Annotated in this window: 13 protein-coding genes and 1 rRNA gene; 3 read left to right on the top strand and 11 right to left on the bottom strand. The window is 69.6% G+C overall.

Going from position 1 to position 12,128, the window contains the following annotated elements; genetic code table 11:
* Nucleotides 1-76 precede the first annotated feature (76 nt).
* The gene (locus tag ACZ4O3_RS31885; RefSeq protein ID WP_362724207.1) at nucleotides 77-361 is read right to left on the bottom strand and encodes a glutaredoxin family protein; all 285 of its coding nucleotides are present in this window, start codon (nucleotides 359-361) and stop codon (nucleotides 77-79) included.
* Nucleotides 362-479: 118 nt separating this feature from the next.
* Here ACZ4O3_RS31885 and ACZ4O3_RS31880 point away from each other — a divergent pair, with 118 nt between their 5' ends.
* From ACZ4O3_RS31880 to ACZ4O3_RS31870, 3 genes are all read left to right on the top strand, one after another.
* Nucleotides 480-1,433, top strand: a complete 954-nt coding sequence (locus ACZ4O3_RS31880) for an HAD family hydrolase (protein ID WP_362724205.1) — start codon at nucleotides 480-482, stop codon at nucleotides 1,431-1,433.
* Between the two features lie 375 nt (nucleotides 1,434-1,808).
* Nucleotides 1,809-2,594, top strand: a complete 786-nt coding sequence (locus ACZ4O3_RS31875) for an ECF subfamily RNA polymerase sigma factor, BldN family (RefSeq protein ID WP_362724202.1) — start codon at nucleotides 1,809-1,811, stop codon at nucleotides 2,592-2,594.
* Between the two features lie 234 nt (nucleotides 2,595-2,828).
* Nucleotides 2,829-4,085, top strand: a complete 1,257-nt coding sequence (locus ACZ4O3_RS31870; RefSeq protein ID WP_467725514.1) for a DUF5667 domain-containing protein — start codon at nucleotides 2,829-2,831, stop codon at nucleotides 4,083-4,085.
* A gap of 129 nt (nucleotides 4,086-4,214) precedes the next feature.
* Here the strand turns inward: ACZ4O3_RS31870 and ACZ4O3_RS31865 are convergent, their stop codons facing one another.
* The 10 genes from ACZ4O3_RS31865 to rrf form a co-directional block, all read right to left on the bottom strand.
* Complete coding sequence (locus ACZ4O3_RS31865; RefSeq protein ID WP_385002474.1) at nucleotides 4,215-5,276, bottom strand: lysophospholipid acyltransferase family protein; 1,062 nt, start codon at nucleotides 5,274-5,276, stop codon at nucleotides 4,215-4,217.
* 13 nt (nucleotides 5,277-5,289) lie between these two features.
* Nucleotides 5,290-6,351, bottom strand: coding sequence for an NAD-dependent epimerase/dehydratase family protein (locus ACZ4O3_RS31860; protein WP_362724195.1), 1,062 nt, complete (start codon nucleotides 6,349-6,351; stop codon nucleotides 5,290-5,292).
* Between the two features lie 169 nt (nucleotides 6,352-6,520).
* On the bottom strand, nucleotides 6,521-6,619 hold the full coding sequence (locus ACZ4O3_RS31855) for a 30S ribosomal protein bS22 (RefSeq protein ID WP_003948845.1): 99 nt from the start codon (nucleotides 6,617-6,619) through the stop codon (nucleotides 6,521-6,523).
* A gap of 132 nt (nucleotides 6,620-6,751) precedes the next feature.
* On the bottom strand, nucleotides 6,752-6,961 hold the full coding sequence (locus tag ACZ4O3_RS31850) for a helix-turn-helix domain-containing protein (RefSeq protein ID WP_067299677.1): 210 nt from the start codon (nucleotides 6,959-6,961) through the stop codon (nucleotides 6,752-6,754).
* Between the two features lie 130 nt (nucleotides 6,962-7,091).
* Complete coding sequence (locus tag ACZ4O3_RS31845) at nucleotides 7,092-7,907, bottom strand: phosphatase (protein WP_467725513.1); 816 nt, start codon at nucleotides 7,905-7,907, stop codon at nucleotides 7,092-7,094.
* A 164-nt stretch (nucleotides 7,908-8,071) separates the two neighbouring features.
* Nucleotides 8,072-9,244, bottom strand: a complete 1,173-nt coding sequence (locus tag ACZ4O3_RS31840; protein WP_362724189.1) for an acetoin utilization protein AcuC — start codon at nucleotides 9,242-9,244, stop codon at nucleotides 8,072-8,074.
* Nucleotides 9,195-10,415, bottom strand: a complete 1,221-nt coding sequence (locus tag ACZ4O3_RS31835; RefSeq protein ID WP_362724186.1) for an MFS transporter — start codon at nucleotides 10,413-10,415, stop codon at nucleotides 9,195-9,197. The genes ACZ4O3_RS31840 and ACZ4O3_RS31835 overlap by 50 nt, the downstream gene beginning before the upstream one ends.
* An 81-nt stretch (nucleotides 10,416-10,496) precedes the next feature.
* The gene (locus ACZ4O3_RS31830; RefSeq protein ID WP_362724183.1) at nucleotides 10,497-11,228 is read right to left on the bottom strand and encodes a VC0807 family protein; all 732 of its coding nucleotides are present in this window, start codon (nucleotides 11,226-11,228) and stop codon (nucleotides 10,497-10,499) included.
* A 92-nt stretch (nucleotides 11,229-11,320) separates the two neighbouring features.
* A complete protein-coding gene (locus ACZ4O3_RS31825; RefSeq protein ID WP_362724180.1) occupies nucleotides 11,321-11,965 on the bottom strand; it encodes an HAD family hydrolase in 645 nt (214 codons plus the stop codon).
* A 60-nt stretch (nucleotides 11,966-12,025) separates the two neighbouring features.
* Nucleotides 12,026-12,128, bottom strand: a 5S ribosomal RNA gene (gene rrf, locus ACZ4O3_RS31820); the annotation flags it as partial.

Here is a 12,128-nt window from a genome sequence, read left to right as displayed (position 1 = left end):
GGTACACACTCCTCACTCATCCCGCCCCCGAGACCAAGCCGCCGTCGATCCTAAGCGACTTTGCGTCCCGTTTGGACTAGTCGGTCAGTGCCTTGCGGAGGCGCTCTTCGTTCACACGCCAGAAGGTGTGCTGTTCACCGTCGACGAGTACGACCGGGATCTGCTCCCAGTACAGATCGTGCAGTTGCGAATCCTGGGTGATGTCCCTCTCCTCCCACTCCACCCCCAGCTCGCCGCACACCTTCTCGACCACGACCTGTGCGTCATCGCACAAATGACAACCCGGCTTACGGATCAGAGTGACCAAACGCGCACGAGACGCAGGTGCCTTCCGGCTGAAGAGAGGACTCATGCGGTCCATTCTCCCGCCCTGCCACGCCCTGTTCGACGCCCTGTTTAACGGAGCGGTCGCAGAGAGTTCACACCCGCCCAACTCCCGCGACTCCGGGACCACCGAACAGACTGGCTATGCTCACGACATGGCCGCTCTCGGATGGCTCACTCCCCGTAGGCGCTCCGCCACGGCGCGGAGCGTGTTGGCAGGCGAGGCCTCGGCGGAGGCCGCGCGCAAGAGCCAGGAAGCCCTGGCCGAGGACGCGTCGGCCCCGGCCGACGGCGCCCTGTCCACGGACGCCGCGGAACCGGACTTCCCCGTGCTCGGCGACACCCGGGCCGCCGCGTTCTTCGACCTCGACAACACGGTCATGCAGGGCGCCGCGATCTTCCACTTCGGCCGAGGCCTGTACAAGCGGAAGTTCTTCGAGACCCGTGACCTGGCCAGGTTCGCCTGGCAGCAGGCATGGTTCCGGCTGGCCGGCGTCGAGGACCCGCAGCACATCCAGGACGCGCGGGACTCCGCCCTGTCCATCGTCAAGGGCCACCGCGTCGCCGAGCTCCAGACCATCGGCGAGGAGATCTACGACGAGTACATGGCCGAGCGCATCTGGCCCGGCACCCGGGCCCTCGCCCAGGCCCACCTGGACGCGGGCCAGAAGGTGTGGCTCGTCACGGCGGCGCCGGTGGAGATCGCCGGTGTGATCGCCCGCCGCCTGGGCCTGACCGGAGCGCTCGGCACGGTCGCCGAGTCGGTGGGCGGCATCTACACGGGCAAGCTGGTCGGCGAGCCGCTGCACGGCCCGGCGAAGGCCGAGGCGGTACGCGCCCTCGCCGCCGCCGAGGGACTGGACCTCTCCCGCTGCGCGGCGTACAGCGACTCCCACAACGACATCCCGATGCTCTCCCTGGTCGGTCACCCGTACGCCATCAACCCGGACACGAAGCTGCGCAGGCACGCCCGCGAGATGGACTGGCGCCTGCGCGACTACCGGACGGGCCGCAAGGCGGCGAAGGTGGGCATCCCGGCGGCGGCCGGGGTGGGAGCGGTGGCCGGCGGCACGGCGGCGGCGATCGCGCTGAGCCGACGGCGCCGGTAGCGCGGGGCGCGACATCGCCGCAGGACCGCGGGGGGTGCCCCGGCCGCGGGTGACCCGTGGTCGCCCGCGCGGTTTCCCCCGCCCCTGACGGGACGCCTCAAACCTCACGCGCCCGAATTATCGCGGCGCCATCCCAACACGCCCTCGACTCCGCCTCAACACGCATGTTTCTGATCAACAACCGATCACCTTGCGACACTTGAACCATCCCAAACCGGTTACAGAAGCGACGCAATCGGTGATTTGAGCAACTCGGTGTAGCAGTGCCTGCACGAAGCGTTATTCTCCTCAGACGCAAACCGGTACCCCTCCGTCGCTACGACGGGTGAAAGGTTCCGCACTGCACGTGATGGAAGCTCTGCCTCTGGGAGTCCCGTGTACCCACACGTCGGGGTTGACGCCTCGGGCCTGGCTACGCTGCGCGCAACTGTCGCAACGGTCAAAGAGACGCTGCGCGGCCTTGTCCCGACCGCGTACGCCGTCCCCGCCTTCGCCACGGCCGCACCGATCGGCCCGTGCTACGCACTGGCCGACGGCAGTGCGGCCGTGAGCAGACGCGGCCGTGCCTCCGGCACCGCCGCGCCCACCGCCCGCCGTCCGGCCGCGGACAGCGACAGCGCCCGCATGATGGATCTCGTGGAGCGCGCCCAGGCCGGCGAGTCCGACGCCTTCGGACGCCTCTACGACCAGTACAGCGACACCGTGTACCGCTACATCTACTACCGCGTCGGCGGCAAGGCGACCGCCGAGGACCTCACCAGTGAGACGTTCCTGCGCGCCCTCAGAAGGATCGGCACCTTCACCTGGCAGGGCCGTGACTTCGGCGCCTGGCTGGTCACCATCGCCCGCAACCTGGTCGCCGACCACTTCAAGTCGAGCCGGTTCCGGCTGGAGGTCACCACCGGCGAGATGCTCGACGCCAACGAGGTCGAACGCTCCCCGGAGGACTCCGTCCTGGAGTCCCTGTCGAACGCCGCCCTCCTGGACGCCGTACGCCGGCTCAACCCCCAGCAGCAGGAGTGCGTGACGCTCCGCTTCCTCCAGGGCCTCTCGGTCGCCGAGACGGCCCGCGTGATGGGCAAGAACGAGGGTGCCATCAAGACCCTCCAGTACCGGGCCGTGCGCACGCTCGCCCGGCTCCTCCCGGACGACGTGCGCTGAGGCGGGCACCCTCGGCGACATCCAACTCACGTTCGGTGAAAGCCCGTTGCCTTTCTCAGCCGATCGTCGTTCGTCCGTAACCCAAGTGCCGAGCCGCTCGTTGTGCGGGATACAGGCTCCCTGTGGTCACGTCCAGCAAGACCCTGATCACACGATCGTGTGGTTCGGTCGAGGGCGTGCAACCCTCAGGACCCCCTGGGGAGTCGATCGTCATGACGAGAGGAGGTGCCGCCAGTGATCGCGAACGTATCGGCACACCGGCGGGCGAACGCCTTCGCCCAGGCCCTGGAGGAGCAGCCCGACCGGGACCCGGCGGCCGAGCGGTCCGAGGTGCCGGCGGGCGACCCGCCGGTCACCGCGGACCGGGCCGAGCGGACCGAGCAGGGCGAGCTGCTGGCCCTGGCGACAGGGCTCGCCGCACTGCCCAAGCCGGTGCTCGACCCGGAGGTCAAGGTCGTCCACCGGGCCCAGCTGGTGGCCGCGATGGAGGCCATGCTGGCGGAGGGCACCCTGGGCGGGGCGGCGGACGCGTCGCTTCCGGAGCAGCGCTCCCACCGGTCCAAGGGCGCACACCGGGCCGGCGCGCTGGGCAAACTACGACCGCGTTCCCGGCTCACCAAGGGGCTGGCCGCGGGCGGTCTGAGCGTCGGCGTGGCCGCCGGAGCCTTCGGCGGTGTCGCCGCCGCCAGCTCCGACGCCCTGCCCGGCGACTCGCTGTACGGCCTGAAGCGCGGCATCGAGGACTTCAAGCTCAACTATCTGTCCGACGGCGAGGACCAGCGCGGCCAGACCTACCTCGACCAGGCCTCCACCCGGCTGATGGAGGCCCGCCGGCTGATGGACCGCGGCCGTGGCGGCCACCTCGACCACGAGTCCATCGGTGAGATCCGCCGCACGCTCTCCGGGATGCAGCACGACGTCACCGAGGGCCACCGGCTGCTGCACGAGGCCTACGAGCGCGATCCGAACTCGCTGGGCCCGATGCAGGCGCTGTCCGCCTTCGCCCAGTCCCACCGCGAGGCCTGGGGCGCACTGCGCGACAAGCTCCCGGTCCAGCTCGGGGACGTCAGCCAGCAGGTGTCGTCGGTCTTCGACGCCATAGACGAAGAGGTCGCCCCGCTGCAGTCCCTGCTGCCCCAGCCGCCCTCCCAGAGCAACGGGAGCGGCACCGGCGAGCAGGGCACCGGCACGGCGTCGACCGGTTCCTCCGGCAGCCACCGGTCGACGGCTCCGTCGTCCTCGGGAGGCTCCGCCTCGGGCCACGAGTCCGGCACCGGCAGCCCCAGCGGCTCGGCCTCCGGCAGCGCCGACGAGGGTCTGATCGGCGGCACCACGGGCGGCCTCCTGGACCCCCCGAAGACCGGGAGTTCGGGCGGCAGCAGCGCGGCCCCGTCGAAGAGCCCGACCAGCGCACCGGACGTCACCCTGCCGCCGCTCCTCCCCGGCCTCCTCCCGGGACTGGGCATCGACAGCGAGGACGCCAACGGCTGACCGATTCGGGGTGCCTCTCGGTCGAGGGGCACCCCGTCTCATCAGGGGCGCGGGGCTGTCTTCCGATATGCGGCTTGGCCGCGTGGGCGCGACCAGCCCCCACGCACCCGAGACTCGACGCCTCGCACCTCAGAAAAACACCGACCGCCGCTGCACGAGCAGCTTGTACAGCGTGTGCTGGATCTGCTCCCGCACCTGATCGGTCAGGTTGAACATCAGCATCGGGTCCTCGGCCGCCTCCGGCGGATAGCCGTCCGTGGGGATCGGCTCCCCGAACTGGATCGTCCACTTCGTCGGCAGCGGCACCGCCCCGAGCGGCCCGAGCCACGGGAACGTCGGCGTCAGCGGAAAGTACGGAATCCCCAGCACCCGGGCCAGCGTCTTGGCGTTGCCGAGCATCGGGTAGATCTCCTCGGCCCCCACGATCGAGCAGGGAATGATCGGCGCCCCCTGCCGCAGCGCGGTCGAGACGAACCCGCCCCGCCCGAACCGCTGGAGCTTGTAGCGCTCGCTGAACGGCTTCCCGATGCCCTTGAACCCCTCCGGCATCACCCCGACCAGCTCGCCCTGTTCCAGCAGCCGCTCGGCGTCCTCCGCACACGCGAGCGTGTGCCCGAGCTTGCGCGCCAGCTCGTTCACCACCGGCAGCACGAAGACCAGATCGGCCGCCAGCAGCCTGAGGTGACGATTCGCCTGATGATGGTCGTGCACGGCGACCTGCATCATCAGACCGTCCATCGGCAGCGTCCCGGAGTGGTTGGCGACGATCAACGCACCGCCCTCGGCCGGGATGTTCTCGATGCCCTTCACCTCGACACGGAAGTACTTCTCGTACACCGGCCGCAGCATGGACATCAGGACCTGGTCGGTCAGCTCCTCGTCGTACCCGAAGTCGTCGACCTCGTAGTCCCCGGTCAGCCGCCGGCGCAGGAACGCGAGACCGCGTGCGACGCGCCGCTCCAGGCCGGCGTCGTCGTGCGGCTCCGTCACATCCGTCTCAGCGTTCTCCCGGTTCACATGCACATCTTCCTGCGCGGGGATCCGCCCCGCGAGAGGCTGGACCTCCCGCACCACCGCCTGCTCGCCGCCGCCCTTGCGCCGGTTTCCCGGCCCCCGGCGCCGGGCGGGCCGCTGCACGGAAGCCCCGCGGGACCGGTCGTCGTCGAACGGAATGACCTTGGCGTCCGCCATCGTGTTGCGCTCCTCAGTTGGCGCTCTGCGTCGGTGTCTTCCCGCCGCTCAGGACGGGCAGGGCGGCGATCCGGTCAACGGCGGCGGCCACCGCCTGCGGCGGCAGCAGCCCCGTGGCCTGGGCGCGCACGAAGTCCGCGAACGTCTCCGCCGTCGTGTACTTCGGCTGGAATCCCAGCGTTTCGCGCATCTGGCCGGTGGCGACCACCCGGCCGTGCGTCAGCAGCCGGATCTGCTCGGGCGAGAAGTCGCTCATGCCGAGGGTCCGCACCAGGGATCCGGCCCAGGTGACCGCCGGCAGCAGCAGCGGCACGGTGGGCCGTCCCAGCCGCCGTGAGCACTGCGAGAGCAACAGCACCCCGTCGCCCGCGATGTTGAAGGTGCCGCTGTTCAGGGTCCCCCGTGCCGGCTCCCGCGAGGCGATCCGCAGGACCTCGATCACATCGTCCTCGTGCACGAACTGCAGCCGGGGGTCGTATCCGAAGACGGTGGGCAGCACGGGGAGGGCGAAGTAGGAGGCGAGCGGGGTGTCGGCGGTCGGCCCGAGGATGTTGGCGAACCGCAGCACGCACACCGCGACATCGGGCCGCCGCCTGGCGAACCCCCGCACATACCCCTCCACCTCCACCGTGTCCTTAGCGAACCCGCCGCTCGGCAGGGACTTCGGCGGAGTCGTCTCGGTGAAGACGGCGGGATCCTTCGGCGCGGACCCGTACACGTTCGTACTGGACTTGATCACCAGCCGCTTGACGTTCGGCGACTTCTGGCAGGCGCCGAGCAGCTGCATGGTCCCGATGACGTTGGTCTCTTTTACGGTGGCCCGGCTCCCGCTGCCGAGCGGCGTACCGGTCACGTCCATGTGGACGACGGTGTCGGCGCCGGTCTCCGCGAGGATGCGGGCGATGGTGGGCTGGCGGATGTCGGTCTGGATGAAGTCGGCCCCGCCCAGATGGTGCTCCGGGGGCACCGCGTCCACGGCGACGACCCGTTCGACATCGGGGTCACGCTGGATCCGTCGTACGAACCGGCCCCCGAGTTGACGGGCCACTCCGGTCACGAGCACGACCTTTGACAAGATCAGCGCCTTTCTTCCGTGTTCCCGTATCGGGCCAACTTAGCGGGTTGATGTTGCGCCGGCATGACCCCCGACAGGCCGGGGTGAGCCGTCGCGGCCGGAAAATGCGGTGGCCCCCCACCGTACTGGTGGGGGGCCACACACAAGCTCTCGCGGCTCGGCGCCGTACTTACTTCTTGTTACGGCGCTGAACGCGCGTGCGCTTGAGCAGCTTGCGGTGCTTCTTCTTGGCCATCCGCTTGCGCCGCTTCTTGATAACAGAGCCCACGACTACCCTCGCTCACTTCTCATCACTCGGTGCTGGGCGCCATGGGCCCATACGACCTACGAGGGGCTAGCCTACCCGCCCGAGCGCTGAGGTCGTAATCGAGGTGCTCCGGCACGAATTCCGGAGCGGCCGTCAGGCGGTCTCCACCCCCACATAGCTCTCGCGAAGGTACTCGTGCACCGCTTGCTCGGGGACGCGGAAGGACCGCCCCACCCGGATCGCGGGCAGATGACCGCTGTGCACCAGCCGGTACACGGTCATCTTCGACACTCGCATCACCGCGGCGACCTCCGCCACGGTCAGGAACACGACCTCGTTGAGAGGCCTCTCGCCAGCTGCCATGACACACCTGAACCTTCCGCACTCGACGGGCCACCGGCTTCCCCTTCCGGTGACTCTTCGTCGTTGCGTGCTCACTCCCCAATGTAGGGGCGTGTGATGCGAGTGGGGAAGAGGTGCACCCATCGGCGGCCTACTGTGACAGACACGCTCGATTGAGTACGTAGCGGGTAAGCGGCATGTAGCAGTCGGACCGCACGCCGTCATCAACCGGAACGGCGACCGACACGACCCCCTCGGCCTCGCCCACGAAGAGCGCGGGGTCATCCGTATCCGCGAGACCAATGGCCTCAAACCCTAGCTGACCTGCACCGCAGACCCACCCGTGGTCTCCCACCACCAACTCGGGCAGCGGCCCGCCACCCCCCGCCGCCGCATCCAGTGCCACCCGAACCGGCAGCGGCGAGTGCGTGTGCGTACCCGGCGCACAACCGGGGCGTTCACCTTCCGATTCCCGCACCAACCCGACACCTTGTACGTAATCGAGGTTGCACGTACGTAGACCGAACCGGGTCGTTATGTCGACACAGCGACCCTGCGCGGGGGTGAGAATCTCACACCCCGCCGCCGACAACGCGTCCGCGAGACCGGCGTAGAACCCGATCAGCCGGTGCGGATGACCGGTCCCGAACAACACCGGAGCCCGCCGTCCGGCCGCGTCCCCCACCCGCTCCGCGAAGGCGTCCAGCGCGGCCACCGTCAACTCGGGATCGATCACATCATGCCCTGAAACGCATCGCGGATCGTCCGAAACCCCACACCTGCCCGCCATCAACCGAACCAACTCCCGCTCGGTCCAGTCTCCTTGTGGATCAATACCGATCAACACCCGTGGATCCCGGGCCGCGAACAGCCGATAGCGCCGAAGACTCCGCTCGCGGGCGGAACCCACCACCCCCGCCAGCCCGGCAGCCACCAGATAATCCCGAAGTCCAGCACCACTCGCCACGCCAGAGATAGTGACGGACCCGAACCACCGAACCCCCCGGAACCCCCTCAACACCCCACGTCCGGCCTAACGGCCCAGCCCCGTCAGCCCGTCCGGCGTTGAGGGCGAGGCCGTTCAGGCCGATGCGGCGGTCCCGGGGCGGCGGGGGCGGGAACCTGAACCTCCTACGCCAGCAGCCCCCGCAGCGGATACACGGCCCGCCGGGTCGCCAGCACCGCCTGGTCCAGACGGTCGGCGGGGTCGTACCCCGCCTCCCACTCGGCCCATCCGACCGGCCACCGCCCGTCCGTCATCCGCCCCGGCCCCAACTGCCGGGTCCGGGCGTACACCTCCTGCCGCCACGCCTCGGGGACCAGCGTCTCCGGCGCGATCTCCCGCCCCGCGGCGATCGCCACCAGATGCGTCCACGACCGGGGCACGACATCCACCACCTCGTACCCGCCGCCTCCCAACGCGACCCATTTGCCCCCGGCGCACTCGTGCGCCAGTTCATGGCAGGCCACCTGCACGGCCCGCTGCGCGTCCAGCGAGACGGCGAGGTGCGCCAGCGGATCCTCGAAATGCGTGTCGGCACCGTGCTGAGTCACCAGCACCTGCGGCCGGAAGCCGGCGACCAGCTCCGGCACCACCGAGTGGAACGCCCGCAGCCACCCCGCGTCCCCGGTGCCGGCCGGCAGCGCCACATTCACCGCGGAGCCCTCCCCCGCACCGGCCCCGACCTCCTCCGGCCAGCCGGTCTGCGGGAACAGCGTACGAGGATGCTCATGCAGCGAGATCGTCAGGACCCGCGGGTCCTCCCAGAACGCGGCCTGCACGCCGTCGCCGTGATGCACGTCGACGTCCACGTAGGCGACCCGCTCGGCCCCCAGCTCCAGCAGCCGCGCGATGGCGAGCGAGGCGTCGTTGTAGATGCAGAACCCGGAAGCCGCCCCCGGCATCGCGTGATGCAACCCGCCCGCGAAGTTCACGGCGTGGTCGGCGTCGCCGCGCCACACCGCCTCGGCCGCCCCGACCGACTGCCCGGCGATCAACGCGGACGCCTCGTGCATCCCGGCGAACGCGGGATCGTCCACCGTCCCCAGTCCGTAGGACTGATCGGCCGCCGCGGGATCCGCCGAAGCCGCCTTGACCGCCTCGACGTAGTCCTCCCGGTGCACCAGCCGCAGCGTCGACTCCCCGGCCGGCTTCGCCGCGACGACCTTCACCGCCCGGTCGAGCTCGAAGGCATCGACCAGTTTCCGGGTCAGCGCCAGCCGGACCGGATCCATCGGATGACCCGGACCGAAGTCATAGCCCGTTACTGCCTCGTCCCACATCAGCTGTGCGCGGCCGCTCATGCCCGCCACCGTATCGGTCCGCGCGCACCGCGAACGAACGGGCATACACCAACGTCACCAGCACCAACACCATCGGCACCAGCATCGCCCCGCGGTAGCTCCACGCGTCGCCCAGCGCACCCACCAACGGCGAACCGACGAGGAAACCGACGTAGTTGAAGATGTTCAGCCGGGCGATGGCCGCGTCCGAATCCCCCGGGAACAACCGCCCCGCCGCCGCGAAGGTCTGCGGCACCAGCACACACAGTCCCAGCCCCAGCAGAGTGAACCCGGCCATCCCGACCCACGCCCCGGACGCACCCGCCACCACCGCGAACCCGACCGCCGCCACCAGCGCGCCCAGCCGTACGACCGCCACGGCCCCGAACCGCCGAACCCCGAAGTCCCCGATGGCCCGCCCGACCAGCGTGGTCACCATGTACACGTTGTAGGGCACGGTGGCCAGCTGCTCACTGCTCCCCAGCACGTCCTTCAGATACTTCGCACTCCAGTTGGAGACGGTGGAGTCCCCGATGTAGGCGAACGTCATCACCAGACACAGCGGCAGCAGCAGCTTGAAGACCACACCACCGCCCGCACCGGCGCCCGCACCGTCCTCCGCGGCCTCCGCCGGCCGTCCGTCCACGTACCAGCGGCTGCCCGCCAGCGCGGCCGGCAACAGCACCGCGACGACCGGCAGGTACGACACCCACAGCGCGAGATGCCAGTGCGCCCCCGCCCACGCCAGCGAGGCCCCCAGAATCCCGCCCAGGCTGTAGGCGGCGTGGAAGCTGAGCATGATGCTGCGTCCGTACGTCCGCTGCAGACTCACCCCGAGCATGTTCATCGAGGCGTCCAGCGCCCCGACCGCCAGCCCGAACACGGCCAGCGCGACCGCCAGCTCCGCCACCTCGTCGCCGGCCCCTACCCCGAGCAGCGCCAGCATCACCACGGGCTGGGACCAGCGCAGCAGCCGGCTGGGCGGTATGCGCTTCACCAACTGCTCGGTGGTCACACTGCCCACGCCGGCCAGGATCGGCACGGCGGCGAGAAAGACCGGCAGCAGCGCGTCGGATACGCCGTACCGGTCCTGGATGGCGGGGATGCGCGTCACGAGCAGCGCAAAGGTGGCGCCCTGCGTGAAGAAGCTGAACGCCAACGAGGCCCTGCCGCGCCGCAGCACATCTGTCATGGCGGCGAGCGTAGGGCCCCGGCGTACTCGTGGGTAGATCCAGCCAAAGATGAATTTCCTTCAGCTTTACCCTCGCGCCGCTCAGGCGGCGCCCACCAGCTGTCGTTCCTGCTCCTGCCCGGCTTCCCGGCGCTGCGCCTCGTCGGTGATCAGGCACGCCATCGGCTCGGCCGCCGCTCCACCGCAGACAACCATGCCGAGGGTGATCGCGACGACCAGGAGGAGCGAGCTCAGCCAGACCATGGTGTCCACGGGGATCGTGTAGGCGCCGACGACCCGGACGACGCACTCCACCACCAGCACCACTCCCCAGATCAGGGAGAAGACCCGCTCCTTGCGCAGAAACTCCGCCGACCGGACCGCGCTCCCGGCGGCCAGCCGTTCCCAGGCGGCTTCCCGGGCCGTGTCCCCCTTGACCAGGAAGGGCTTCAGCCCCGCCGTCATCATCGGCCTGCCCAGTGCCACCGACACCAGGATCCCGATGCCGACCGTGCTGCTGACCGCGCCGTCCTTGGCGAGCATCAGCCGCGGGTCACCGGCGACGAAACTCAGCGCCAGCCCGACCACGTTCACGGCCAGGATCAGCGCCGCGAGCCCGTTGACCCGGCGTTCCCTGGCCACACTCCAGACCGTCCGCACGGCCGGCACCACGCTGCTCCAGGCGAGCGCCGCGAAGGTGCTCATCCCGAAGGCCCCCTTGAAGAAGTAGTACGACCCGAGGGGCACCGCCACGTCCACGATCAGCGGCCGGAGGTTCTCCACCATGCCGACCCGCTGCCTGTTCCGGGACCCGGTGTTCGTCGTCTTCGTCATGCCCTCAGCTTCGCGTCCGGACGGGTCTCCCAGTAGAAACGAACGTCCGGAGCTGGGTATGACAATTGTCAGCGCCGTGCCGATGCCCCCCGTCATTCCAGCAGGTCAGCCAGCTGTCCAGGTTCGGAGAAGAGCTGGGTGGCACCCTGCAGCCGCTCGGCCGGCGTCATGGCCGTGAAGCCGTACACGTCCATCCCCGCCGCGACGGCGGCCTGGACCCCCAGGGGGCTGTCCTCCACGACGGCACAACGCTCCGGCGCGACCCCCATCCGCTCGGCCGCGTAGAGGAAGAGATCCGGCGCCGGCTTCCCCCGCCCCACGTCCTGCGAACTGAACACCCGCGACACGTCGAACCAGCGGTCCAGGCCGGTCGTGCGGTGCCCCACCCGGATCCGCTCATGACTCCCGGACGATGCCACGCAGTACGGCACCCCGTCCGCCGCCAGCCGCTCCAGGACCTCCGCGACCCCGGCGATGGGCTTCAACTCCCTTTCGAAGGCCGCGAACACCCGCGCATGGAAGACATCGTCGAAGTCGTCCGGCAGTCGCTGCCCGGTGCGCGCCTCGACGAGTTCGTGGACGCGGTGCATCGCGGAGCCCATGTAGTCCCGTATGGAGTCCTCGTAGGAGGTGGGGTGTCCCAGCTCGGTCAGATAGGCGGCGAGCAGCCGGTTGGAGATGGGCTCGCTGTCCACGAGGACGCCGTCGTTGTCGAAGATGACCAGGTCGTAGCGCATAAGGTCGAGCATAAACGCGAAAAGGCCCACGCCATATGGCGTGGGCCTTTCCCAAAATTTGTTCGGCGGTGTCCTACTCTCCCACAGGGTCCCCCCTGCAGTACCATCGGCGCTGTGAGGCTTAGCTTCCGGGTTCGGAATGTAACCGGGCGTTTCCCTCACG

Source organism: Streptomyces sp. NPDC026515 (assembly GCF_055567595.1).
The sequence above is the reverse complement of the archived record's forward strand: the minus strand, read 5'-3'. Positions and strand labels throughout refer to the sequence as shown.

Coding starts and splice junctions, on each gene's coding strand:
- ACZ4O3_RS31850 (WP_067299677.1), bottom strand. CDS start 6,961: ATGGCAGCTGGCGAGAGGCCTCTCAACGAGGTCGTGTTCCTGACCGTG.
- ACZ4O3_RS31835 (WP_362724186.1), bottom strand. CDS start 10,415: ATGACAGATGTGCTGCGGCGCGGCAGGGCCTCGTTGGCGTTCAGCTTC.
- ACZ4O3_RS31830 (WP_362724183.1), bottom strand. CDS start 11,228: ATGACGAAGACGACGAACACCGGGTCCCGGAACAGGCAGCGGGTCGGC.
- ACZ4O3_RS31885 (WP_362724207.1), bottom strand. CDS start 361: ATGGACCGCATGAGTCCTCTCTTCAGCCGGAAGGCACCTGCGTCTCGT.
- ACZ4O3_RS31865 (WP_385002474.1), bottom strand. CDS start 5,276: ATGGCGGACGCCAAGGTCATTCCGTTCGACGACGACCGGTCCCGCGGG.
- ACZ4O3_RS31840 (WP_362724189.1), bottom strand. CDS start 9,244: ATGAGCGGCCGCGCACAGCTGATGTGGGACGAGGCAGTAACGGGCTAT.
- ACZ4O3_RS31880 (WP_362724205.1), top strand. CDS start 480: ATGGCCGCTCTCGGATGGCTCACTCCCCGTAGGCGCTCCGCCACGGCG.
- ACZ4O3_RS31825 (WP_362724180.1), bottom strand. CDS start 11,965: ATGCGCTACGACCTGGTCATCTTCGACAACGACGGCGTCCTCGTGGAC.